The sequence below is a fragment of the Polynucleobacter sp. HIN7 genome (genome assembly GCF_030297595.1).
In the GTDB taxonomy this organism is placed as follows: Bacteria; Pseudomonadota; Gammaproteobacteria; order Burkholderiales; family Burkholderiaceae; genus Polynucleobacter.
On record NZ_AP028138.1, the window covers coordinates 1,066,186 to 1,088,855 of the forward strand.

Below are 22,670 nucleotides of genomic sequence, written 5' to 3' on the forward strand. Positions count from 1 at the left end.
TTAATGACAACTAGGATTGGCTGGGATATGAAAAAATTTGTGCTACAATGTAGCACAAGGAGTTAAAATGGTCGCAAATGCAGTGGTCCGAGCCAGGATTGATGAAACGATTAAAGAGGAAGCCACAGCAGTACTTGCTGCTATGGGTCTCACTCCATCTTCAGCATTTAGGATCATGATGACCAAAATCGCTAAGGAGAAGGCTCTTCCCTTTGAGCCGTTGATTCCAAATCCTGAAACTATTTCAGCAATGAAAGAGGCTAGGAAAGGAAGATTAAAGTCCTTTCGTTCAATTGACGATTTAATGAATGATTTAAATGCGGACGATTGAGCGGACCAGTAAATTCAAGCGCGACTTTAAAAGAGAACTCAAAGGAAACCACAAACAATCACTAACAAGTGATTTAACTCTGATTCTTAAATTATTGATTGCAGATAAAAAGCTGCCCAGTCGGTATCGGGATCATTCGCTGATTGGCGATTGGAGAGATCATCGAGACTGTCACATCAAGCCTGATTTAGTACTCATATACCGCAAGCCAGATGATTTCAGGCTTCAGCTTGTTCGACTTTGATCCCATAGTGAGCTGGGTTTATAAGTGCTGAAATAACCTGTTGCAGCTATGTAGCTTTATAGGTCTTCATAAACTGCGGCGATGTAACACCCATCGATACGTAGATGCTGGTAAGTTCTTCCATGCCAATCTCGGCAGGACTTACCCAATCAACTGGCACATAGAGTAAGCCGCCCCCAATGGGCACTGGCGCGGTTGGCACAATTACTGCATAGCAGGCCTGCTCTTTGACCATTACCGCTTGGGGGGATGAGAGCAAAGCCAGAGCAGATACACCGCCTGCCCCACCAAAATGTACCCATACCGGGCGCATCGTTTTGAGCTCCTCATCATCCCGCTTGGCAACCAAACTCACAAAGCTATGAATGGTGTCATAGACAGTTCGTACCACGGGTATCTTCCGAACCAAGCCATTAATGATGGCTGTAAATCCCTTCTGCAAACCCTTCTCAACCAACAGGCCAAGAATGAGCAAGGCTAGGATCACGATCGCCAAGCCAATGACATAACCAACCCACTCGAAACCTGCAATGCCTAAGCCCATCTTTGCCATCACACTGCCGACTGCGCTCGATGGTCCAAGCCAACGAATCACGATCCCCACTACAAAGGCAATCAGCAGAGCCGTTGCTATCAGAGGAAACGCCGCTAAGAGTCCGGCTAGGAATAGGCGAACAAGTTTGGATGAGCTTGGTGACATAAGATCAAATAAGTTCTATTAATGCTTGAGTGTAATTCACACAAGATCAAAGACCAACACCTCCGCCTCTTCACCTTGGCTGATCTCAATCCTTGACTCATCTGCAATCATGGCAGCGTCGCCACCACTTAAGCGCTGACCATTCACCGTCAGGGTGCCTTTGATGAGATGCACATATCCTTTGCGACTTGGGTCCAGTTTGAGGATCGCTGATTGATCACCATTAAAGGTACCGGCATAGAGCTTCGCATCCGCGTTCATGGTGATCGAGCCCTCTGCTCCATCGATGGAGGCTAAGAGGCGTAATTTGCCATCTTTATCTTGGGCTGGAATCGTTTTTTGCTCATAGCCTGGTTTGACTCCCGTAAATTTGGGCTGGATCCAAATTTGCAGAAAATGGGTGGTCTGATCCTTGGCATAGTTGAACTCGCTATGGGTGACGCCCGTACCGGCACTCATGCGTTGGATGTCTCCAGGCGGGATGGATTTGACGTTACCCATACTGTCTTTGTGTGCCAACTCACCTGAGAGAACATAGCTAATGATTTCCATATCCCGATGGCTGTGTTCACCAAAGCCGGTGCCAGGATCAATCCGATCCTCATTAATCACCCGCAAATTACCCCAGCACATAAATTTAGGGTCATAGTAATTAGCAAAGGAAAATGAGTGAAAACTCTTAAGCCAACCATGATTGGCATAGCCCCGCTCCTGCGATTTACGAATCTGCATCATCATTTAAGCGTGAAACTGGCTAGCAATTTTGGCAATCCGCTCACCATACAAACGGGCGGTCTCGAGGTCCCCGGGGTTAACTTCATCGGCGCTGGCATCGGATGGGGTTTGCATCATCGCGCCAGCAAAAGAGCCGACATAGTTCACATCATCACGCTTTGCGGACTTGGCATTCGATGGCATGAGACCAGTGCCGACCCAGATACCTGAGTGTTGCATCGCCAAAGTAAAGAAATAATGCAAGGTAGAGTGTTTGTCACCATTCATGGTTGCTGAGTTAGTAAAGCCACCGAAGATCTTATCTTTCCACTGTTGACCAAACCATGGTTTTGAGCTGGCATCAGCAAATTTCTTGAACTGCCAACTCACACTGCCCATATAGGTGGGTGAGCCAAAGATAATCGCTTTGGCATTCTTTAATACTTCCCATTGGGCTTCGGTAATATTGCCGTCGGCATCAATAGCGATCAATGTTGCGTTTGCGCCTTTGGCAACGGCCTCAGCTTGCTTTTGAGTATGGCCATAGCCACTATGAAATACCACTGCAATGTTTGACATGTTCTCTCCTGATAATTTAGGTTAATTGGAATTAAATAAACTGACTACGAATTCGGTCTAAGGCTTCGATGGTTTGATTGAGCTCTTTCGTGCTGCACTTGGCAAAGCCCTGCTCTAAATACTGCACATGTTCAGGGAAGGCTTTCTTAAAAAGGCGCTCGCCCGCTTTGGTCAATCCAATTCGGTAACTGCGGCCATCCTCCGCATTGGGTATTTTTGTAATCAAGCCCTTTTGCTCTAAGCGCTCGAGTACGCCCGTCATCGTGCCCTTCAAGATCAAGGTCTTCTCACCCAACTCCTTGCAGGTCATCGGCGGCTGATTACCCAAAGTAGCAATCACATCAAACTGGGTCATAGTGAGCCCCATTCCCTTAATGTGCTTGGTCGAGTAGGCCTCAAAGGCTTGGTAGGTACTGGCGAGGCTGCGGATAAAACGAAGGTAACTCATGGTATTTCCAATTAGTCTGTATGCGTACTATTTTAGTACGAGTACAGACTATTTGAATACCACCAGTTTTTCTGGGGAAATTGATTACTTTTGATGAAATGTGATGGTTGGCGGTAAACCGCCAACCACCCAGGATTAATCGGCCATATTGCGCAAGGCGGCAATACGCTCATCCAATGGCGGATGACTCATGAAAAGACGCTTAAGGCCAGTGCCCATACCACCTGAAATTCCAAAGGCTTCTAACTGCTCAGGCAAATGAGGCTCGTTAATCGACTTCTGCAGGCGTTCCAATGCCCGAATCATCTTCTGTTTACCTTCTAGATAGGCTGCGCCGGCATCGGCACGGTACTCCCGCTGACGGCTAAACCACATCACAATCGCACTGGCCAAGATACCCAAGACCAACTGCGCAATGATGGTAGTGATCCAGTAAGCAGGACCATGCCCACGCTCGGTCTTAAAGACCGCCCGATCAATAATGTGACCGATTACGCGAGACAGGAAGAAGACAAAGGTATTGATCACCCCTTGAATCAGCGCCAAGGTCACCATATCGCCATTGGCCACATGGCTTACCTCGTGGGCCAGTACTGCTTCTGCCTCATCGCGGGTCATGCCGCGTAATAAGCCAGTGCTGACCGCCACCAAGGAACTGTCGCGCATCATCCCGGTTGCAAAGGCATTGATATCTGGTGAGTCGTAGATTGCCACCTCGGGCATGCCAATACCTGCTTCCTTGGCTTGCCGAGCTACTGTATTTACGAGCCACTGCTCCTGCTCGTTACGGGGTTGCTCAATCACATAGGCACCGGTGGAGTGCTTGGCCATCGTTTTAGATAGAGCTAAGGAAATAAATGATCCCGTAAAGCCCACCACTCCCGAGAGCATCAGCAAGGAGGTCAGATCGAGCCCAACACCCTGCTCATCCAAGATCTGGCCTAAGCCAAAGATATTGATGATGATCGTGATCACCAACATGATGGCAATGTTGGTGATTAGGAACAGAAAAATACGTTTCATGCGTAATACTCCTTATGACAATAGGGCTACGCTATCAGGAATTTCTTAAATGTGCTGAAAACAAATTGGTTGACTATTTTTAGGGGAATTATCGGTTGTATCACCAAACTAGATAAACAAAGCTCCCGAGCTGGATAAAGTTGATCACTATGCTCAAGCCGTGCAAGATCCCAAATTTCTTCTTCTGCCCTTGATCCGATGCGCGGTTAATGGCGGGCGTAAGAACCCATAGGGAGATAAAGAATAAGGCGGCACATATTACTAATAAACCCATGCTAAGCGTGTCGTTCGCCAAGAAGGAGGCAATGATCGAGACTGCTCCTAGGAAGGCGTAGTACTTAGGAAAGAAATTGCGTACATATTTACTCGCCCACTCTTGAGGCAGCACCTTAAATACCGTCGGTGCCACGGCGATGGTGAAGAACACCATGATGCCGATCATGGCGGAAACGAGATAAAGACTGAAATTAGGATTCATCGATTTATTTGTGTTTGTATTGGGTTGGACAATAAGCACGCTGCACATCAGGGTCGCGCAATTGCCGATGCTTGGTTTGTCGTCCGGTGACTCGCGCGCGCCATAGACGATAGGAGCTCGGCTTTAAGACACTGCGCATAAGTGCCTTGACCTCGGGTTCGCTCAACTGAAATTGCGCATGGATTGCCTCAAAGGGAGTGCGGTCTTCCCAGGCCATTTCGACGATACGCGATAGCTCAGATGGATTAAGTGTGTGCATGCATTGGATTAAACACGAATTTACAAAATCAGGTACAGTCGCCGCATGTCCTTGCTCCAAAAACCGTTTCGGGCCCTTGTAATTGGCTCCTCCGGAACCATTGGCTCTGCCTTGGTATCGGCCCTCCAAATGCACTCTAACTGCGCCGAGGTGGTCGGGATCCATCGTGGATCTGAGCCATCCATCGATTACGCTCACCCGAACTCGATTACTTTGGCAGCAGAGCAATTAGTAGTTCATGCGCCCTTTGATCTGATCATTAACACCATTGGGGTTTTGCATAATCAAAACGTTTCTCCCGAAAAGCGCTTGGCAGATCTACGAGCCGCACAACTCCAAGAGCAGTTCTTGGTAAACGCTATTGGGCCAGCGCTGACCATCAGCCAGTTCACGAAGCTCTTAAATCCAGCGGGTGCTATTTATGCCACCCTATCAGCTAAGGTGGGCAGCATCAGCGATAACCGTTTAGGAGGTTGGTATAGCTACCGATCCTCGAAAGCAGCTCTCAATATGTTGATTAAGACTGCGGCGATTGAGCTCAAACGCACCATGCCAAAGGTTGCCTTGATTGCGATCCATCCTGGTACCGTGAACTCCAATTTATCCAAACCGTTTCGGGGTGAAGAAATTGGTCGCGACCCTCAACAAGCCGCCAATGAAATCCTAACCGTTCTATTAAAAGTGAGTGCCGAGAACTCTGGAAGCTTTGTGTCCTACAGTGGCGAAGTGATTCCCTGGTAATTAGAGAATCTGCTTTAGTTGCTCCGCAAGGCGATAGCCACTCAACCAAGCTCCTTCCACGGTGGAGTTCTTTAACCAGTCACCACAGAGGCCCACTGCAATCGATGGATCAAGGGCAAACTCTCGTTTATTGGCTTCCTCAAGTTTGGCATAGCGCCATAAATGACTTTGGTGCAAATCGGGCTCCACCCCAGTCAGCTCCTGAAATGCTTTAATCAAAATGGGCTCGATCTCAAACTGAGTGCGATCTACATGCTCTGATGACCAAGCATGACTCGCTTGTGCAACCCAGGCCTCATATATGGGACGATCGGGCTTGGAGTTATCACGCGCCAACCAGGAAAACAAACTGTCCTCCACAAAAGCACCATCAAAAGAAAGATTGAGCGGCTCTTTTAAATAGGCCAAGAGAGTCCAACAGGGCAGCATCACCACTTCCTGGCAAATCGCTTTTAAGGATGCTGAGTATTGACCAATCAGGCGTTCAGCCTGCACCGACGGAATCGCTAGTACGAGATACTCAAATGCCCCAGCGAGTTGGCCATGCTCTTTGGTGGTGATTTTCCAGAGATCATTAATCCGATGCAGATCCACTACCGTATGTTGGGTCAGCACATTCAAATTCTGTGCTAAGTGTTTGGCTGGCGAGGTCATCGCCGGAATACCTACATAGCGCGTCGCATCCGAGGGTTTATCGATGGCATTGCCATGATGGAGGGTCACGATCCGACCTGACCACGGTTTTGCAACCTCAGCTTCTACCCACTGAGTGACTTCACTCTGGAACAGAGGATCACGCGCTGTGAAGTACTGGGCACCATGGTCGGCTTCCCAATCACCAAAATAGCGATGGCTCATGCGACCGCCTACCCCTTTGCTCTTGTCAAAGAGGGTGACTGCAAAGCCATGAGCTTGCAATTCTTGGGCACAGGATAGACCAGCAATCCCCGCACCGATGATGGCAACCCGTTTTTTAATAGTAGTCATTTAACTCAACCAGCGTTTTCGATAAGAACCATCTGCATCATATTGCGCAATCTGTTTGGCGACATTAAACGCTCGACCACCCCTTGGGTCGGTACCATGACCCGCGATATACAACCAGTTGCCTTGATTGCTATAGACATCATAGTCAATCAAGCAGGACTCAAACCAGGCTGCCCCCGCCTGCCAATTACCGTTCATGGCATAGATCCAGTGACTCGCCACAATTTGGCGCATGCGATTCGATAGAAAACCCATCTCAGCCAGCTCCCGCATACCCGCATCGATGAGATCAACACCGGTAGTAGCGGTAGACCACTGATAAAAGCATTCGGGGTCAAAGGTGTTGGGTGCACGCTGACTTAATCCCTTTGGACTAAACAAGCGTTTACCGTATTTAAGCATCAGAAAGCGAAAGTAATCACGCCAGAGCAGCTCAAACCAAAGCCAATAAGTGCCATCATTAGCCCCGTATTGTTCTTCATATTGATGAATCCGCCCAGCAATCGTGCGCGCAGAGATCGATCCGACCGCCAACCAAGGTGAGAACTTACTCGATGCATCAAATTGACTTAAGGCATTTCGGGTCTCTTTATAGGTATCAGGTAAGCGTCGCTCGCAATATTGTTCGAGATGTCTTAAAGCATGGGACTCACCACCATTCACAAAGAGCGTGACGGCACTCTCTTGAATTTGATCCTGGGGTGGCAACCTGGATGGCAGTGGTGGAATCGCTTGAGGGATCGTTACTGGCTCGGCAAACTTGAGGCGACGCTTTTCAACCCACTGTCGAAAGTTAGTGAAGACATCCGGTAGCTCGCCAATATCCATGCCCAGGGTTTGAGGATCGAGCATCGTCGATTGCCATTGGGTGTGTATATTTAGTCCTGCTCTTTGTAATTCCAAAATATCCTGCCCTTCTTCAGGAGCGGCGATCACTTCGCAATAAAGTGCATCAGCACCAATCTCTTTGTAAAGTGCTGGCAAGACATTCTTTGAGTCACCCTCCAGAACGAATAGGGTTGAGCCCTTCTCTTCTAGTGAGTTTCTTAAGTCACGAAGGTTCTGGTGCAGCCATGCAAGGCGTCCTTTACTGATTCGATCAAACCCCCAAGGTGTTTGCTCTTGCGGGGGGAGTATAAAAATCGGTAAGAGGTTTTGAGAGTTCTGGCAGGCGTTTACAAACTGGGGGTTATCAAGAAGACGCAGGTCTGCTCTAAACCAATAGATTGAACAACCCACGATGAAATGCTTTAAGTTGACTGTAGCTTAGCGCTGGGATCTACCATGCACTGTTTTTGAGCGTTGCGCTCGATCGCTTTGAGCCACTCGGGCTTGGCTTGATTGGTCAATGAATTAAGCTCACTCAATTGTTGATCATTGGCTAAATTACGCACTACCCGCGCGACACAGGTACAGTAATTACTAAAGTCACTGGCCTCAAGGCTTCGATTCTTGACGTTTTGATGATTACGTAGCTGCTGATTAATACAGCTTTTAGCGATCGGGTCGCTGCTAACCGTAGCTAGACTCGGGCTAGACGTGACAAGCAACAAGCTACTCAAGACAGTGGCGAGGATTGGGATCAATTTCATGGATGGCTTTCAAAAAGATGAGTCCAGCATACCAAAATCCACTTTTTTATGCAGAGGGTTCATCGCCCTCACTTTCAACCATACTATTTAGAACAGATCATTAAAAGTCAAAGCCCAGTTGTGCCTTTGCGGGAGCGGTCTTTGCCCTGGTCCGATGCATCGTTTTGCGAGAGCCGTGCTTTTCTAGTACTGCTTGCTTGGCAATTCTGACTTCAGCCTGCTGGCGGCGCCGATACAGGCGTGACTTGGCTTCTTTGGTAGCAATCGCCAAATCCACAATCGGTAGCGGAATCTCAACCCCCACCCGAATGCCAAGTTGCTCTTGCAGAGCTTGGGGCATATTCCAGGGCTCAAAGAGATAGGTATCGGGCACTTTGCGCATCGCTGGTAACCAAGTGCGCACAAACTCCCCAGTAGGATCATGATCCATCGCTTGCTTAATCGGGTTATAGACTCGGGTGGTATTGATACCAGTAGTGCCGGATTGCATTTGCAATTGACTCCAATGAATCCCAGGTTCGTAATCCAAAAACTGGGTAGCCAACCATTCGCCTACGGGGCGCCAATGTAGCCATAGCGGGTAAGCCGCGACCGAGACTAACATCGCGCGCATCCGAAAGTTGAGCCAACCGGTCTCGCGCAACATTACCACGCATGCATCGACCATCGGCCAACCGGTTCGTGCCATCTTCAATGCCTCAAAGTGCTCGTGATGAAAGTCATTCTCACGCAAACCATCGTAGCCGCGGTGCATATTGCGCCACTCAATCTCGGGCTCACTCTCGAGCTTTTGAATGAAATGGCAGTGCCAATACAGTCGACTCAGAAACGCTCGTAAGCCCGCTTTTTGCCTTGCTGCAATCCCCTCTTCCGTGATTCTGGCGCGGGTGCGACTCACCACCTCACGCATACTCAGACAACCATAGGTAAGATAGGTCGAGATACGAGAGCATGCTTGCGGGGACGTTAAAGGCGATGAGATTCCACCTCGATAGCCTTGACTGCGATTGGTCAAAAAATCATCTAAGGTCTTGAGTGCAAGACGACGCCCTCCTCGCTGACGCCGTGGTGGGTCGTGCCGAAGATGTGCTGGAGCTTTGATTGCTGACAAAGATGGTATCGCGGGATTCCAGAATGAAAGTGTTGGAGTTTTTTCTGGCGGGCTAGCCATATGACGCTCCCAAGCCGACTGCCAGGCATTAAGGCTCTTTAGGCGTCGCACCACTCCAAACTGCGGATACTCATGCCACGCAATCTGATGATCTGCGCACCAATGCGACACGAATCGATCTCGATCATACGTCCATTGATTACCGGTCTCCTCATGCGAATGGATTGCAGCAAAAGGCTGGGATTTCCACAAGCGCTCCAAAACCTCAAGCATCTCTCCCGTAAACACCTCCAAGCCACCACCATGTTTACGGAGTTCTGCATCGAGATCCCTTAGCGACTCGGCAATAAACCCAAAATGCCCTAAAGCCATATCGGGCTGCTGCCAGAGGCTCGGCTCAATCACATAAATACAGCGTATCGGTCCGCGCTTTGCCGCATGTGCTAAGGCGGCATGATCCTCCCAACGCAGATCACGCTTAAACCAAACGAGCTGATAACTCATGACAAATCACTCTTATAGACAGAGTGATAACAATAGCATTGAAGTAAAAATTGTGTTGGTTACCAAACCATCGATACTGGGGTTGATCCTTCAATTATCTCAATGGATTATTAGTTAGATAAACAGCGTTGACGATTGCGGATTCGATTGAGATACAGAGGAATAAAACCAAGAGCAAGACCACCTAAGCCAATGAGATTAGTCAGAAAATCAAAAGTTTGGGCACTGTAGATCGCAATAAAGACCATGAATAATGCTGATAGAAATGGCCAGATGACATAGCCAATTGCACGACTTGGCCCATTGACTAATTGAGAGCGGTAGTACCAAGCACATGCAAAACCCGCAAGACTCATATAGAAACAAATTTGAAATCCAATCGCCATGATGGAGCTTGAGAGGATCGATTTCACGGTCGGCATATACGATGAAGTAAATAACAGCAAAAGTCCTAAAACCCAGATTGCCAGGGTTGCAATCCATGGCGTTTGCCACTCTGGATGAATTTTTGAATAGGAAGGATGCATCATGCCATCCCGTGACATCGAGAATAAACTCCGACTAAATTGCAGAATTTGGGTTTCGATTGTTCCAACTGTACTCAAAATCGTACAAAAGACAGCAAGATAGTTCCATGGTTCCGGAAATAGCTTGCTTGCAACTGCGAATAAGACATTAGTATTGGCACTTGAAATCTCATCGTCCGTCAATACAATCAAGACCACTACCATCATGATCGAGAAAAAGAGAATCATGTTGATCACAGACCAAAAGGCACCGGTACTTGCCGCACCAGATGCATGACCCTGACTCGATTTACTCTCCTCACTTAGGTTCATCGTGACATCCCATCCCCAGAAGAAGAAAATTGCGATTAAGGCGCCTGTCGCGAATAGTCCTGGAGAGAATGACAATGGCGAAATCCACTGCAACGTTGGCATGCGCACCGGGGCATCCCAGTATTGAATAAATGCGCCAACAATAATGGCAATCAAAATAGTTGCCTCAATGATTGTGAAGCTAATTTGTACATAGCTGGAGTGCTTGATTCCCCTAGCCACCAAAAGTGTAATTAGTGTCAGCCAAATCGCTGCAACAGCTGCAATGGCATGGGTATTCTCAACATAGCTTGGCGCAATTAATAACAGTGTGGAGCTAGCGGCTGGAATCGTTGCCGACACCATAAAGCATACCGAAGCCACCAAAAGACCCCAACCAGTAAAAAATCCCCAATTGGGTCCAAATACGTGGCCCACCCATGCATAAGCAGCACCCGCATTAGCAGTAATTTTGCTTAGGTTCATGAAGGCTAAGACAATGCCAAACATAATGAGCCCGCAAAATAGCACGCTACCAACCGAAAGCTCCCCTACCGAAGAAACAATCGCTGCAGTGGTTACCGCCACACTAAATGCGGGGGCAGTTCCTGCAATACCCATAATGATGGATTCAGAACTACCTAGGGTATTTTTAGATAGTTCATCGGGTACAGACATGCTCAACTTTCAAGGCTTAATGAAAAGCCAATATTGTAGAGCTACCCACCAGGGTGCCTCAGTTAGCTGGCTAATTGCACTGAAGAATCAAAAAAGATGTTGGCTACTCACCCAAAAAATTAACGATCAGCCATTGCCTTAATTTCTGCGGCGGTTACATAGCCCTTCTTCTGGGTATCAATACGTTGGAAGTTAGCTGCCACTCTTGGCATGCCGGCTTTTGCTTCCTCTAAGGTCAACTTGCCATCCTTATTTTTATCAGCGGCTGCAAAGCGCTCATCAATCTCACGATCAGTTCTTGATTCTTGAGCGTATGCCGTACCAATGGCTGCAAGCATGATTAAAGAGAATGCGGCTTTCTTCATGAACTCGATCCTTCAGTAATTACTTCAAACTGACCTGCTTGCCATCGATCCAGGTCGACATGACCTTAATATTACGAATCTCTTCAGGCTTGGTTTTGCGTGGGTTCTTTTCCAGAATTACCAAATCGGCTTGCTTACCAACTTCTAGGCTACCAACCAATTGATCAGCAAAGATCTGGTAGGCAGCGTCAATGGTGATTGCTCGAATTGCATCATCAACTGAAATAGCTTGATCAGGACCCAATGCTTTACTCGGTGGTAATTGCCACATACGGGTAACCGATTCAGTAATGTAGTTCAGTGGTCCCACATTGGAGACTGGGGTATCACTATGCAAGGTGAACTTGCCGCCAGCCCGCTTGATCTCACCGGCCGGGTCAATACGTTTGGCTCGATCTGCACCAATAAGCTGGTTATAAAAAGCCGAACCCCAATAATCCACATGACCAATCGTAAAGCTTGGAATCACCCCAAGTTTCACGGTTTGCTTGACCTGTTCAGGATGGTTTACCGTAAAGTGCTCGATGCGTAAGCGTCGATCTTGTGGCTTAGAATTACCAGAGAGCAGTTTGGTATAGCTTTTGAGCGTTTGATCGATTGCTTTATCACCATTGGAATGGGTTGAGATTTGCCAACCTTGATCAAAGTAAGACTTCATCGATTGGTAGATTTCGTCATCCTTAAAGTTCAGTGCCCCACTCCAAGAACTTCCCTTCGGATAGGTATAGGGCTCGCGCAGCGCGGCGGTTAAACCTTGGGTTGAGCCATCCGAGATGTATTTGATACCGATAAAGCGCAAACGATCATCACCATCATTCGGCTTAATGGTTTTGTATCCAGGTGGCATTGCCTCACTAAACAAATAACCCCGGACTCGAATCGGTGACAGATTCTTGGCAAAAAGACCTTTATAAATGGCGATTTCTTGATCAACCCCAAAATTACCGCCCACGCTCATCTCCGAGGCGGTGGTCACGCCAACCGAAGCTATCTTGCGCATCGTTGCCAAGATTGCCGCTGTCAACTCGGCCTCCGAAGGGTTAGGCATTTTGGCCATGAATGGCAAGTACGATGGTGGCTCAACTAACTTACCAGTCAGCTTGCCATTCGCATCTTTCACATAAATACCGCCACCCTTCGGGTTTGGGGTTTTATCAGTAATGCCAGCAAGTTCAAAGGCCTTGCGGTTTACGTAGCCAATATGACCTGATTGATTGACGATAAAGATGGGTACATCTTTGGAGACCTTGTCGAGATCATCTGCGGTGAGCTCGGCCATGAATGGAGAAGTTCGCGATGGATCGACACCAAAACCAAATAGCCAACCACCCTTGGGCACATTTTTCAGATGCGCCTTCATTTTGGCGATTAAGGTCTCTTTGGTGTCATATGGTAAGTTGAAATTACTGAGATTTAGTCCCAAGCCCTCAAAGACCGAGGTCACAATGATGTGCACATGAGGCTCCACAAACCCGGGCATTAAGGTTTGGCCTTTGAGATCCACCAACTGCGTCGTTTTGGATTGCCAATCTTTCATGACCGCATCTTTGTTGCCCACCGCCACAATCTTGCCACCCTGAACTGCCAAGGCTTGAACTTCTTCATTTTTCTGATTGACGGTCACAATCGGGCCACCATAAAAAATGGTGTCGGCATTACCTTTCGCAAAGGATAAAGAGGCAAAGCTTATTAGAGCAATGGTGAGTATTTTTCGAAATAAGGTCATTGATTCTTCCTAGTATGATTTTTCTGAAATAATTTCACGGTGAAATTAGCGATATTTTTATCACAATGTAAGATTATTTAAAGTAGTAATATCACTTATTTGCTATAAAACTAGGCGCTTTCAGAGTCCGACCAAACTACGCTTTGGTTTCGCCCTCTCTGCTTAGCCCGATACATTGCTAAATCAGCTTGCTGAAAATATTTATTTGCTAAGTCCTTGTGGATTAAATCCAGCTCTTGTTCAGGATCGAAAATAGAAATTCCACTACTAATTGTGATTTTTATTGGCTCATGATTGACGCGTGCTATAACGTGATCCTGTAATGCTTTACGAAGACGCTCAGCAATTTCAAGAGCATCAGCTTCATTGGTAGCTGGCAGGATTACCAAAAACTCCTCACCGCCAACCCGGCCTAAGATATCAATATCACGCAATCCCTCTTGATAGAAAGCGACTAAATTTTTTAGCACAACATCTCCTACCAAATGCCCATAGCGATCATTCACAAACTTGAAGTGATCAATATCCATCATGACGAGCGCTAATGGCTGGTGATTACGAAAACTACGACTGATCTCTTGCTCCAAGCGATGAAAGGTTTCTTGGCGTCTTAAGGCACCTGTCATAGCATCTGTTTTGGCATCGAGCTCGAAAATATGACCTTGATCTTCCAGTGATGTATAGATCCGAATCATGTAATACATGCCGATCATAATGAGCCCTGAAATTACTACTGCCTTTATCGCATCAATCTCATTAAAAATCTTACCTTCCAAAGGCGACACCAAAGGATGTATTCGTGTTAACGCCATCATCAAAAATCCCAACATTAAAAATAAACAGGGGATTCGGTAAATGGTTGCTTTGCGAAAAAGCTGAAAAGAAAAATAAACCGCTATTATCTGAAACAATAAAGATATGACATACAAACTTACGACGATGTTATGTGTCATTCGGTTGGTGCCATTATTTTTTGAAATTCATCTTGTTCAAGCAGTTGGCATGCCACCTCACAGATAGCCGGATCTAAAGTTTTACCCGCCTCAGCCTTAACTTGAAGGATTGCTTTTTCCAATCCTAAACCAGGACGATATGGTCGATGAGAGGATATCGCCTCAATCGTGTCAGCAACAGCTAATATTTTCGCCTCCGGGATAATTGAGTCTCCAGATAATTTATTAGGGTAGCCACTTCCGTCAAGGCGCTCATGGTGCTGATAAACCGCTTGTGCAATCGGCCATGTAAATGGAATATCTTTGAGTATGTTGTATCCGGTCTTTGGATGCTCTTTGATTAAAGTCATCTCTATCTCAGTGAGCATTGAGGGCTTTGTTAAAATTTCGGCAGGCGTAGCAATCTTCCCGATATCATGAACTAGTGCAGCAAGATATAGTCCTTTTATTCTCTTTTCCCCCCAACCCAATTTTCTTGCAATTGCTTGGGATAGTAAGGCGACCTTTTTTTGATGTCCTGCTGTATAGGGGTCTCGCCATTCCATTGTTTTTGAGATTGCCTCAATGGTTGCCTTTAAGGAATCAACTAATTGAGTATTTAATTGTTCGCGCTTGGTGATTTCTTCATCAAGCAGGCGTTGCTTTTCAATAGCCGCGAGTCCAAAGCCAATCTCTTTAGCCAAACTCTCAAATAATTGAACCTCAATCTCACTAAACGCATTTGGCAGATTGGCATAGACCGTAAGCGCACCAATTGCTTGGGGTTCATGGTTTTTAATTGGAACAGCAATCACTGAGCGAATGCCATATAGTTTAGAGCGCTCTCGCCAAGGTAAAAAGCGAGGGTCATTCTCAGAATCCGCAATCAAAACAGGCAAACTGGTTTGAATACAAAGACCGGTGGGTCCTGATGTGTCAGGCGACCATTTCACATCAATTCCCTTGGCGTAATCTGCTGCTGCGCCATGCGTACCGATTAACTGAACGGTTTTTAGATCGTCATGCATAGCCAGACCAACCCAAGCCAGTATATAAGGTGATTGATTAACGATTGCGTTACAAACACCTTCGATGAGCTCATCCCGGTTGTTCGAGTGAACTAAAGCAGAGGATGCCTTCGCGTACGCAAGTAGCGCCCAGTTTTGCTTCTGCAGATCATTAAGACTTTCCAACGCTTGACTACCTATTCATTGGATTAAAGTTCAATGATACGCTGGAAACTACTAATTTCGATGGATAAGTCAATCAAAATCGCCATACATGCGTAATTAAGTCAGGCTCTTGTATAATGATCCAGAGCAGCGTGTTAACCTGAATTCATGGCTTATCAAACAATCAAAGCCAAATACGTGATCTGCCTCATGGCGGCACTTGCCTGGATGGTAATCTCGATTTGGTTATCACTACCGTGGTACCAAGATCTTTCTCAGGTTATTGGCTGGCCACTCGCTATTTTCTTTATCTCATTTATTGCCATTATTCCGGGCTACATGAATGCGTTTGTGGTTAGCTCCTTGCTGTTTGATAAGCGCCCACCTATCTTACAGGAACAGCACTACCCTCCCATTACGATTTTGATTGCAGCCTATAACGAGGCTTCTGACATTGCAACGACACTGAATAGTATTTTTCAAGAGGACTATCCCAATGCGGTCCATGTCATTGTGATTAATGATGGCTCCCGAGATGATACGGCTACTATCGTGAGTCGGTTTATGCCCGATCATCCCCAGCTCCAGTTGATTGATTTACAAAAAAATGGGGGGAAAGCCAATGCGCTCAATCGTGGGCTAAAGGAATGCACGACAGATATTGTGATCACAATTGATGCAGACTCCTACTTATTAAAAGATGCATTGCGTCACCTCGTGGGACGCTACTTGTCGGATCCTAGCAACACTCGCGCAGTTGCTGGCGAAATCTTGATTCGGAATTCACGGGAGAACTGGATTACTAAAGCACAGGAATGGGATTACTTTTTAGGGATCGCTTCGATAAAGCGGGTTCAGTCACTATTTCAGGGAACCTTAGTCGCACAGGGCGCTTTTTCACTCTATGACCGCAAGACTGTTGAGACCCTTGGGGGCTGGCCAAATAAGGTGGGTGAAGATATTGTGCTGACCTGGAAAATACTGCTAGCGGGCTATCGAGTAGGTCACGCTGAGAATGCCTGCGCATTCACAACCTGCCCAAATACGTTAATGAAATTTGTAAATCAACGTCGACGCTGGTCGCGAGGTTTGATTGAGTCCTTTAAAGAAAATTGGCCCATTCTTTTTAAGGCTCAAAAAAGCACCCTTTACATTTGGTGGAACACCCTCTTCCCAATCATTGATGTGGCCTACACCTTTGGCTTTATTCCCGGACTAATCCTTGCTGGCTTCGGTATTTACTGGATCGTGGGCCCAATGACCATTGCCCTAATTCCGATGGCATTTCTACTCAATATTGTGATGTATAACCGTAGTAAAGCCATGTTTGTTCAAGAAAATCTTCATATCCGAAAAAACTATCTTGGTTTCATTTTCTATGTTTTGGCCTATGGCATGGTGTTGCAACCGGCCTGTGTTTGGGGATATGTCAGCGAGATTTTTAATCTTCGTAAGCACTGGGGCACCAAATGATCAGACTGCTTGGCGGATTCATCCTATTGCTCCTAACAACGCAGGTTGGCGCTCAAGATGCAACTCTCAAGCCAAAACATGCCATATCAATTCCAGAAGTGTATGTATCGTCCGATAGTGAGGGCTTTTTAACTCATAAGTACAAAGCTAGCATCTATCCTCTATATCAGAATGCCGATAACTACACTGGACTGCAATACCAACACAATTACTTTAGTCAAAGTAATTGGAACTCCACCGCTGAGCAATATACGTTAGTAACCAAGAAAATTAATCCACGCAACGGCCTCGGTTATAACCTTAACCTTGGCTACAACTTGGAGGGCGGCTATAAATTGCTGACGACTGACAGTAATTACTCCACCATGCTGACTGACACTACGCGGGCAGAGATTATGGTGTTTCGGGATCGAGTAGAAACCCAAAACTCTCTGATTAATGGTATTTACTACACCATGGGCGGAATTAGCATTGAACAGCAAGTCATGGAGCGGCTAAGCATTGTATTGTTCGGGGGCAATCTCTACTTCTCAGACACCAATACCCGCCCCACCCTGCGTGCCAGAATCATTTACGATCTGATTCCCGATTACGGCATTACAGCGCAGTTGCGATACCGCCAGTATCGCGATACCAATACCAATGTCGCGAACAACTACTTCAACCCAGATAGTTATAACGAATCCATGGTAGCCTTGGGGATGCGTCAGCGTATCCAAGGCTGGATGATCAATGGCACTGCTGGTGTAGGGCAGCAAAGCATTGATCAAGGCCCCAGTACAACTACACAACTCTATGAGTTAGCGCTCACGAGCCCTGTCAATGCGAATGATGTATTCTTACGAACAAAAGCAGGATATGGCAAATCAGCGGGCTTTTTGGGCCCCAATTATTTTTACCGCTACTTTATGGCTGAACTGATTTTCCCTTTTTAAGAATGGTAGCGAGACAATGAACGACGATATTGAAAAAATCTATGCCAAATTAGTGGCACATGAGACTGAGATCATTAACCTGCGCAAAGGCTACATGATCGTTAATGAGCGCTATACCAAAGCACTTGCCTCTCTGAAAGAACTAACCAGCAGTGCTGCTGAAGCTGCCAAGAAAGCTTGCTTAGCAGCCGAACATGCCAAAGGCGCGACCGAGCGCTGTGCCAATGCCGCTAGAGAGGCAGCCAGTCAATCGGTCATTGCTGCGGCTGAAGCGGCGGCCGAGGCTGCCAAGTTCTCAGCGGAGGCGGCTATTCAAGCAGCCGCTGCAGCATCCTCGGCAGCAGCAGCGGCGGCGGCTGCAGTTGCCCATCAAGCAGAGGCTTCATCGCTTCAGGCATCGGCTGAGGCAGCATCGGCAACAAAGCGTGCAGCTGAAGCGGCAGCTGAAGCAGTCAAGCTGGCTAACTTGGCATCTGACTCTGCAAAATCCCTTCGCCCCTAAAGCAATTCTTAGGTACATTTTTTGATTACCTCAGGCCCAAAAGGCCTTAATTTGAGCAGCCTCTCTCTTGGACCGCTCATAGCCAGCTCGCAGAGCGGGTTGAATTTGACGAGGATCCGTTAGGTTTATCCCATCTGGCGCTCCCGCCACAATCCATTTCACTATGGTGCCAACACTCTCAATATCTTTGATATTTTGTGCCATCGGATGCGGAATCTTTGTCAGAATGGGGCCTGTTACACCATCGGTAAGAGTAATCACTAGAGCACGTTTTGATCCGGCCACTACATCAACATGGGCTGGATTGGAGCACATTCCACCATCCATACCGTAACGCTGGCCAAGTAAAGTGGGTCCCACGATTCCGGGGAGCGAGCTACTCGCTGCCACGGCATGAGCCAATGCAATCTTATTCTTTCGAGCACTAGCTTGACCAACAATTAGCCGTTCACCGGTATAGCAATCAATCGATGATGTGAACATTTTGGGTGTTGGCCAATCTGTTTTACTATCCCCCGTGAGTAATGCCGCTAGGGCTTCAACTCGGGATCCATTCAAACGGTTATCGGCTGCCAGTGCAGCTCGTCCAATGACTTGCCTTGTTTCAATGCTGCCATCGGTTGCACTCATATTGATTTCCATCGCTCTGAGCTGACTTGCGTTGGGGTTAGTCGTTGGCGCAAGTTTGGCAAAAATCTTCGGAAATTCACCAAAGAAATCCATTTCAGAGCGTAAGCGTTTGAAGTGCCCTGACAACAGCGATGAGCCCATGTAGGAACCAGCCGAGGTTCCCACCACCATTTGAGGTAAGCCGGCCATATCAAGGCCGGCTTCCATTAGGCCGTGAAAGAATCCGCAGTACCAGGCAATGTAATACTCCCCACCACCACCCAATACCATCGTACGATCCAAGCCTTTGGCAAGTAGTGAAACCTTAGGTGTCGTAGCAATTGGAATTGACAAACCATCGTTACCAAAGATCTTCTCTGAGATCTGTTCAGCTCTTTTTGCTAAGCCCTGTGCATGAGCAGTAGATAAATAGGAAGCACTCGCAAGTGCAGGGGCCGCTAGGGAAGAAATTTTTAGGAAGGTTCGACGTTGCATAGTGTAGTTAATTGAACGGTGAGTTTAAGGATTGAATTAGTCAATAGAATGATAGCAACCCAAGAGACCGCACCCTATAAAAACTACAAGCGCAACGAAAAGAAAAACCCCCGTCATTACTGATGAGGGTTTGGTTGCAATCCTCGCGATTGGTTAACTTTTGGGACAGCCATTGCCCAAAGACTTGCCTGCGACCCGGTCCTTCACCCATTGCAAATACATAGGAGCAGATACTCCGGGAGTTGAGAAATGGGTTTGTTGCCCTGGTAATTGAATCCGCTCGATATTGGCACCCATGGCACACATTTGTTTCTGATAGAGCTCATGCATGATCGGTGGCACCGCGGTATCTTTTGTTCCCCAATAAATGACAACCGGTGCAACCGGCTTTACCGGGGGAACGCTACCGTCGATCAAGGCTTTTACCCATGCGATCGAATTAATGGGCTTATCTCGAAGAAGCGATTTGAAATCGGCGCCGTAGGCGTAATTAAACGTATCCGCAACCACATGCATGCACTTATTCAACAGCACTTGATCAATTACTTTTGCACCCTGATCAGTAAATAAGTCGGTCAGCTTGAGATTGGGGTATGCCGCTTGGGTACCCCACATCGTCATCGCAAAATGCGAGAAATTGAATACATTGTCAGAGAAGAGCTTAATTAGTCCGTTTAAAGCTTTATCAGCGGTTGCTTGATCTTTGTTTGCATTTTGGATCATCACCCCAGCATCCTCGGGTGCCATCGCAACAAAACCAAGCACTTGCAAATCATCAGCAACACTACCCTTCTGGCTTAAATAATTCCCCAAGCTTGCGGCTGCAATCGTAGCGCCTCCACCTTGAGACCAGCCGTAGAAAATAGTGCGCTTACTTGCGCCTGTATCTTTCATGGAAATGGCAGCGCGCGCTGAGTTAATTAAATCACGACCATTAGTGCCAGCCACTGCGTATTGATGTTTACCACCTCCGCCAAGACCCTGATAATCAGTCGCTACAACCACATAACCCTCTTTAATAAATTCTTCAAGGTTGGGAATGCCATAGTCTGTCCATGAATTACCGCCAACCAAAAAATACTGATTCAGCGGGGCTGCGGGGTTGATTACCTGTGAGGGCCCACAATTTTGCGCAGTACCAGTCGTACCATGCGCCCAGGCTAATACGGGACGACCTTCTTTGGGAGCAGCAGCGACCGGAGCTACCACCAAACCGGTGGAGATAGTAGTACGTCCACCCACGTCCGATGAAATATAAGCAATCTTCCAGGCCTGTGCACCCTTAACCGAAGTCTCAATCTTTTCTTGTTTGATGACCTGACCCAACTTACCTTCGGGTTTCATTTTGATGACATCGGCATAAAACGGTAGCATCGGTGGATTAGCGTGCGCCACGGATACAGAAATACTCAATAAGGCACTGACTGCCAGAACTGAAACTAGTTTATTCATACAAAACCCTAAGAAATAATTGCGCTAGGTTTGGGTGAAAAGAATCACTTCAGAATAATCAGTGTCACCGTTGCTCTAGCACCCCAACCGGATGGACCGCCTGGGGTATTACTGACGTAATACATGGGGCCTGCACCGAAAGAGAATGGTAGGCCGCCGATGACTGCCACTTTCGATACTCCAGCATAGAGCGGGTTAGATGTGCGACGGGTGTCATAGTTATAGAGCGCTTCCATATTGGTAGTGAAGGTCCAAGCTTCTTTGTTGGTATAGGCAATAAATGGCTGACCATATAAATTGTTTTGGGTACCAAAAGCTGGATTACCTCCGACCTCCCATGACTGATAAGCAAGTAAGCCATAGGTCCATGGACCCTTGCGATTCAGCACTACCCCAGTAACACCCGCACCCGTTTGCTGAGAGCCAAACTTACCGCTATTACCCGATGGCGAGACTAGGTAAGGACCAACGCCCCAAATCCATGAAGAGTTTGTGTTTGGTGCATAAAAGGATTCCACGGTGACACTCGCAATACCATATCCTGAGAATGGCGACCCCGTTGGACCTTGAACACTCACCTCACGTACACCGGCGACGATGGGTCGCACAATGAAGGTATCTCCACCACCCAAATCAAATGGAATAACTGGCTGAAATAGCAAGCTTTGTTCCGAACCAGCTTGATTAACACCGACTCCGCGGCTGTACTGATACTGGGTTTGTACTGAGATCATATTGGCAATCGGATTGGCTAATTTCTTGGCAATCGCTACTGTATCAATACCACCTGTTGAAGCTGAGGAAGCGCTTGGTACAGCCTGCTGTGCAATGACAGCACTAGACATTGCACTCATGATGAGTGCAATACCAATGGTTCTCATGATTGTCATAGAAAAGTCCTAGGAATCAGAATTTAAAGGTGATTGCAAGCTGTGGACCTTGCATCGTAGTCTTTTGCAAGACGCCGCCGGCTTTCATGTCGTAGTACAAAGCACGATAGCTCAATGAGGCATCAATTAACTTACCAAAGGATTTGCCCACACCGACCATTGCCTGCCAAGTAATATTCGTCGTACCTCCGCCACTACCGATATCACCATAGAACGGGACATACCAACTCGAATTAGCGATGCGGTAACGCCCTTTGGCACCAATAATCGGGTCAACCGTCGATGTCGTCTTCGAAATCGTCTCTTTTTCGGGGGTGCCAACTAGATTGCCACTTAATGTCGCAGTAACATCAATGGCACGAACGCCCAATAAAGCATCTACATAAGCATCTTTGGAGTTGGCTAAGGTGTATGTGGCAGCCCCAGTCAAGATGGTTTGCTGCAAGGTTATTTTGTCAGCCACAGTCGCAGCGCCCCCTGCAACCGGAATCGAGCCAGAGTTTTGAAGAGTGGCTGATACTAGATCACCCATAATTCCCCACCTGCCATAGTGCGCTTCGGCAGCAATCATACCGCCAGACTTTAAATTACTTAGAACATTACTCGAGTTGAAGTCTGCTGATCGGGCTAGACCATTATCAAAACCCATCGTGCCTTTGATTCCTGGCGCCCATAGGTAAGGGGTTATCTCAAAGCGCCATTGATCAGCAACGGGAGGAATCGGATTATCGGTATTGGCAGATGCTGTACCGAACCCCAGGAGGCAGGCGGTTGCCAACATTGCATGTAAGGGGCTACGAAAAAGATTGAAAGAGGTTGATTTCATAAAGATCATGTTTTTTTAGGATGGATTTAGGATATAAATTATATTAAGCATAAATGCCTTATTTTATTACTTTAGTTGCACTGTTT

General features: G+C 47.1%; 26 protein-coding genes. 6 read left to right on the top strand and 20 right to left on the bottom strand.

The features are described from left to right. The first annotated feature begins 67 nt into the window (after nucleotides 1–67). Together QUE64_RS05635 and QUE64_RS05640 are read left to right on the top strand one after the other, a co-directional pair. Nucleotides 68–331: a type II toxin-antitoxin system RelB/DinJ family antitoxin gene (locus QUE64_RS05635; RefSeq protein ID WP_286224912.1), complete on the top strand. Its 264-nt coding sequence runs from the start codon at nucleotides 68–70 to the stop codon at nucleotides 329–331. Then, nucleotides 318–575, top strand: coding sequence for a type II toxin-antitoxin system YafQ family toxin (locus tag QUE64_RS05640; RefSeq protein WP_286224913.1), 258 nt, complete (start codon nucleotides 318–320; stop codon nucleotides 573–575). The genes QUE64_RS05635 and QUE64_RS05640 overlap by 14 nt, the downstream gene beginning before the upstream one ends. A gap of 46 nt (nucleotides 576–621) precedes the next feature. Here the strand turns inward: QUE64_RS05640 and QUE64_RS05645 are convergent, their stop codons facing one another. The 7 genes from QUE64_RS05645 to QUE64_RS05675 form a co-directional block, all read right to left on the bottom strand. Then, the gene (locus QUE64_RS05645) at nucleotides 622–1,275 is read right to left on the bottom strand and encodes a DUF502 domain-containing protein (protein ID WP_286224914.1); all 654 of its coding nucleotides are present in this window, start codon (nucleotides 1,273–1,275) and stop codon (nucleotides 622–624) included. A gap of 36 nt (nucleotides 1,276–1,311) precedes the next feature. Next, on the bottom strand, nucleotides 1,312–2,010 hold the full coding sequence (locus QUE64_RS05650; RefSeq protein WP_286226183.1) for a pirin family protein: 699 nt from the start codon (nucleotides 2,008–2,010) through the stop codon (nucleotides 1,312–1,314). Between the two features lie 3 nt (nucleotides 2,011–2,013). Continuing rightward, nucleotides 2,014–2,568 carry a flavodoxin family protein gene (locus tag QUE64_RS05655; protein ID WP_286224915.1) on the bottom strand — a complete coding sequence of 185 codons (555 nt, stop codon included), beginning with the start codon at nucleotides 2,566–2,568 and terminating at the stop codon, nucleotides 2,014–2,016. A 31-nt stretch (nucleotides 2,569–2,599) separates the two neighbouring features. Beyond that, a complete protein-coding gene (locus tag QUE64_RS05660) occupies nucleotides 2,600–3,016 on the bottom strand; it encodes a MarR family winged helix-turn-helix transcriptional regulator (RefSeq protein ID WP_286223118.1) in 417 nt (138 codons plus the stop codon). A 135-nt stretch (nucleotides 3,017–3,151) separates the two neighbouring features. Continuing rightward, on the bottom strand, nucleotides 3,152–4,039 hold the full coding sequence (gene htpX, locus QUE64_RS05665; protein ID WP_286223119.1) for a protease HtpX: 888 nt from the start codon (nucleotides 4,037–4,039) through the stop codon (nucleotides 3,152–3,154). A 100-nt stretch (nucleotides 4,040–4,139) separates the two neighbouring features. Next, the gene (locus tag QUE64_RS05670) at nucleotides 4,140–4,556 is read right to left on the bottom strand and encodes a DUF4149 domain-containing protein (protein WP_286224916.1); all 417 of its coding nucleotides are present in this window, start codon (nucleotides 4,554–4,556) and stop codon (nucleotides 4,140–4,142) included. Further along, complete coding sequence (locus QUE64_RS05675; protein WP_286223121.1) at nucleotides 4,522–4,776, bottom strand: TIGR03643 family protein; 255 nt, start codon at nucleotides 4,774–4,776, stop codon at nucleotides 4,522–4,524. The genes QUE64_RS05670 and QUE64_RS05675 overlap by 35 nt, the downstream gene beginning before the upstream one ends. 45 nt (nucleotides 4,777–4,821) lie before the next feature. Between QUE64_RS05675 and QUE64_RS05680 the strand changes: the two genes are divergently transcribed. Beyond that, nucleotides 4,822–5,517: an SDR family NAD(P)-dependent oxidoreductase gene (locus QUE64_RS05680; protein ID WP_286224917.1), complete on the top strand. Its 696-nt coding sequence runs from the start codon at nucleotides 4,822–4,824 to the stop codon at nucleotides 5,515–5,517. Here QUE64_RS05680 and QUE64_RS05685 read toward each other — a convergent pair whose 3' ends face one another. From QUE64_RS05685 to QUE64_RS05725, 9 genes are all read right to left on the bottom strand, one after another. After that, a complete protein-coding gene (locus tag QUE64_RS05685; RefSeq protein ID WP_286224918.1) occupies nucleotides 5,518–6,504 on the bottom strand; it encodes an NAD(P)/FAD-dependent oxidoreductase in 987 nt (328 codons plus the stop codon). It lies immediately after the preceding gene. Next, nucleotides 6,505–7,743 carry a DASH family cryptochrome gene (locus QUE64_RS05690; RefSeq protein ID WP_286224919.1) on the bottom strand — a complete coding sequence of 413 codons (1,239 nt, stop codon included), beginning with the start codon at nucleotides 7,741–7,743 and terminating at the stop codon, nucleotides 6,505–6,507. A gap of 11 nt (nucleotides 7,744–7,754) precedes the next feature. Further along, nucleotides 7,755–8,096: a hypothetical protein gene (locus QUE64_RS05695; RefSeq protein WP_286224920.1), complete on the bottom strand. Its 342-nt coding sequence runs from the start codon at nucleotides 8,094–8,096 to the stop codon at nucleotides 7,755–7,757. Nucleotides 8,097–8,196: 100 nt separating this feature from the next. Further along, the gene (locus QUE64_RS05700) at nucleotides 8,197–9,711 is read right to left on the bottom strand and encodes a cryptochrome/deoxyribodipyrimidine photo-lyase family protein (protein ID WP_286224921.1); all 1,515 of its coding nucleotides are present in this window, start codon (nucleotides 9,709–9,711) and stop codon (nucleotides 8,197–8,199) included. Between the two features lie 110 nt (nucleotides 9,712–9,821). Then, complete coding sequence (locus QUE64_RS05705; RefSeq protein WP_286224922.1) at nucleotides 9,822–11,207, bottom strand: APC family permease; 1,386 nt, start codon at nucleotides 11,205–11,207, stop codon at nucleotides 9,822–9,824. Between the two features lie 119 nt (nucleotides 11,208–11,326). Beyond that, on the bottom strand, nucleotides 11,327–11,572 hold the full coding sequence (locus QUE64_RS05710; protein WP_286224923.1) for an EF-hand domain-containing protein: 246 nt from the start codon (nucleotides 11,570–11,572) through the stop codon (nucleotides 11,327–11,329). 19 nt (nucleotides 11,573–11,591) lie between these two features. Further along, nucleotides 11,592–13,298 carry an amidohydrolase gene (locus tag QUE64_RS05715; protein ID WP_286224924.1) on the bottom strand — a complete coding sequence of 569 codons (1,707 nt, stop codon included), beginning with the start codon at nucleotides 13,296–13,298 and terminating at the stop codon, nucleotides 11,592–11,594. 110 nt (nucleotides 13,299–13,408) lie between these two features. Next, the gene (locus QUE64_RS05720; protein ID WP_286224925.1) at nucleotides 13,409–14,251 is read right to left on the bottom strand and encodes a GGDEF domain-containing protein; all 843 of its coding nucleotides are present in this window, start codon (nucleotides 14,249–14,251) and stop codon (nucleotides 13,409–13,411) included. Further along, the gene (locus QUE64_RS05725) at nucleotides 14,248–15,423 is read right to left on the bottom strand and encodes an HD domain-containing phosphohydrolase (RefSeq protein WP_286224926.1); all 1,176 of its coding nucleotides are present in this window, start codon (nucleotides 15,421–15,423) and stop codon (nucleotides 14,248–14,250) included. Before QUE64_RS05725 ends, QUE64_RS05720 begins: the two co-directional genes overlap by 4 nt. Before the next feature lie 147 nt (nucleotides 15,424–15,570). On the opposite strand from QUE64_RS05725, the gene QUE64_RS05730 reads away from it, so the two are divergent. The 3 genes from QUE64_RS05730 to QUE64_RS05740 are packed head-to-tail and all read left to right on the top strand — an operon-like array spanning nucleotide 15,571 to nucleotide 18,312. After that, nucleotides 15,571–16,875, top strand: coding sequence for a glycosyltransferase family 2 protein (locus tag QUE64_RS05730; protein WP_286224927.1), 1,305 nt, complete (start codon nucleotides 15,571–15,573; stop codon nucleotides 16,873–16,875). Continuing rightward, entirely contained in the window at nucleotides 16,872–17,810 is a 939-nt protein-coding gene (locus QUE64_RS05735) for a hypothetical protein (protein ID WP_286224928.1), read from the top strand. The genes QUE64_RS05730 and QUE64_RS05735 overlap by 4 nt, the downstream gene beginning before the upstream one ends. Before the next feature lie 16 nt (nucleotides 17,811–17,826). After that, the gene (locus QUE64_RS05740) at nucleotides 17,827–18,312 is read left to right on the top strand and encodes a hypothetical protein (RefSeq protein ID WP_286224929.1); all 486 of its coding nucleotides are present in this window, start codon (nucleotides 17,827–17,829) and stop codon (nucleotides 18,310–18,312) included. A 30-nt stretch (nucleotides 18,313–18,342) separates the two neighbouring features. On the opposite strand, the gene QUE64_RS05745 is transcribed toward QUE64_RS05740, so the two are convergent. From QUE64_RS05745 to QUE64_RS05760, 4 genes are all read right to left on the bottom strand, one after another. Further along, nucleotides 18,343–19,416 carry a patatin-like phospholipase family protein gene (locus QUE64_RS05745; protein WP_286224930.1) on the bottom strand — a complete coding sequence of 358 codons (1,074 nt, stop codon included), beginning with the start codon at nucleotides 19,414–19,416 and terminating at the stop codon, nucleotides 18,343–18,345. Nucleotides 19,417–19,569: 153 nt separating this feature from the next. Then, complete coding sequence (locus QUE64_RS05750; protein ID WP_286224931.1) at nucleotides 19,570–20,868, bottom strand: lipase family protein; 1,299 nt, start codon at nucleotides 20,866–20,868, stop codon at nucleotides 19,570–19,572. Between the two features lie 44 nt (nucleotides 20,869–20,912). Further along, nucleotides 20,913–21,758, bottom strand: a complete 846-nt coding sequence (locus tag QUE64_RS05755; protein WP_286224932.1) for a hypothetical protein — start codon at nucleotides 21,756–21,758, stop codon at nucleotides 20,913–20,915. 16 nt (nucleotides 21,759–21,774) lie between these two features. Then, entirely contained in the window at nucleotides 21,775–22,584 is an 810-nt protein-coding gene (locus tag QUE64_RS05760; protein ID WP_286224933.1) for a hypothetical protein, read from the bottom strand. Between the last annotated feature and the right edge of the window lie 86 nt (nucleotides 22,585–22,670).

Bases quoted from the DNA above. Each gene is read 5' to 3' on its own strand.
- QUE64_RS05660 (WP_286223118.1), bottom strand. From the start codon at position 3,016: ATGAGTTACCTTCGTTTTATCCGCAGCCTCGCCAGTACCTACCAAGCC.
- htpX (WP_286223119.1), bottom strand. From the start codon at position 4,039: ATGAAACGTATTTTTCTGTTCCTAATCACCAACATTGCCATCATGTTG.
- QUE64_RS05705 (WP_286224922.1), bottom strand. From the start codon at position 11,207: ATGTCTGTACCCGATGAACTATCTAAAAATACCCTAGGTAGTTCTGAA.
- QUE64_RS05715 (WP_286224924.1), bottom strand. From the start codon at position 13,298: ATGACCTTATTTCGAAAAATACTCACCATTGCTCTAATAAGCTTTGCC.
- QUE64_RS05710 (WP_286224923.1), bottom strand. From the start codon at position 11,572: ATGAAGAAAGCCGCATTCTCTTTAATCATGCTTGCAGCCATTGGTACG.
- QUE64_RS05680 (WP_286224917.1), top strand. From the start codon at position 4,822: ATGTCCTTGCTCCAAAAACCGTTTCGGGCCCTTGTAATTGGCTCCTCC.
- QUE64_RS05740 (WP_286224929.1), top strand. From the start codon at position 17,827: ATGAACGACGATATTGAAAAAATCTATGCCAAATTAGTGGCACATGAG.
- QUE64_RS05720 (WP_286224925.1), bottom strand. From the start codon at position 14,251: ATGACACATAACATCGTCGTAAGTTTGTATGTCATATCTTTATTGTTT.
- QUE64_RS05760 (WP_286224933.1), bottom strand. From the start codon at position 22,584: ATGAAATCAACCTCTTTCAATCTTTTTCGTAGCCCCTTACATGCAATG.
- QUE64_RS05735 (WP_286224928.1), top strand. From the start codon at position 16,872: ATGATCAGACTGCTTGGCGGATTCATCCTATTGCTCCTAACAACGCAG.
- QUE64_RS05750 (WP_286224931.1), bottom strand. From the start codon at position 20,868: ATGAATAAACTAGTTTCAGTTCTGGCAGTCAGTGCCTTATTGAGTATT.
- QUE64_RS05635 (WP_286224912.1), top strand. From the start codon at position 68: ATGGTCGCAAATGCAGTGGTCCGAGCCAGGATTGATGAAACGATTAAA.
- QUE64_RS05655 (WP_286224915.1), bottom strand. From the start codon at position 2,568: ATGTCAAACATTGCAGTGGTATTTCATAGTGGCTATGGCCATACTCAA.
- QUE64_RS05650 (WP_286226183.1), bottom strand. From the start codon at position 2,010: ATGATGCAGATTCGTAAATCGCAGGAGCGGGGCTATGCCAATCATGGT.
- QUE64_RS05695 (WP_286224920.1), bottom strand. From the start codon at position 8,096: ATGAAATTGATCCCAATCCTCGCCACTGTCTTGAGTAGCTTGTTGCTT.
- QUE64_RS05745 (WP_286224930.1), bottom strand. From the start codon at position 19,416: ATGCAACGTCGAACCTTCCTAAAAATTTCTTCCCTAGCGGCCCCTGCA.
- QUE64_RS05645 (WP_286224914.1), bottom strand. From the start codon at position 1,275: ATGTCACCAAGCTCATCCAAACTTGTTCGCCTATTCCTAGCCGGACTC.
- QUE64_RS05640 (WP_286224913.1), top strand. From the start codon at position 318: ATGCGGACGATTGAGCGGACCAGTAAATTCAAGCGCGACTTTAAAAGA.
- QUE64_RS05700 (WP_286224921.1), bottom strand. From the start codon at position 9,711: ATGAGTTATCAGCTCGTTTGGTTTAAGCGTGATCTGCGTTGGGAGGAT.
- QUE64_RS05730 (WP_286224927.1), top strand. From the start codon at position 15,571: ATGGCTTATCAAACAATCAAAGCCAAATACGTGATCTGCCTCATGGCG.
- QUE64_RS05675 (WP_286223121.1), bottom strand. From the start codon at position 4,776: ATGCACACACTTAATCCATCTGAGCTATCGCGTATCGTCGAAATGGCC.
- QUE64_RS05755 (WP_286224932.1), bottom strand. From the start codon at position 21,758: ATGACAATCATGAGAACCATTGGTATTGCACTCATCATGAGTGCAATG.
- QUE64_RS05685 (WP_286224918.1), bottom strand. From the start codon at position 6,504: ATGACTACTATTAAAAAACGGGTTGCCATCATCGGTGCGGGGATTGCT.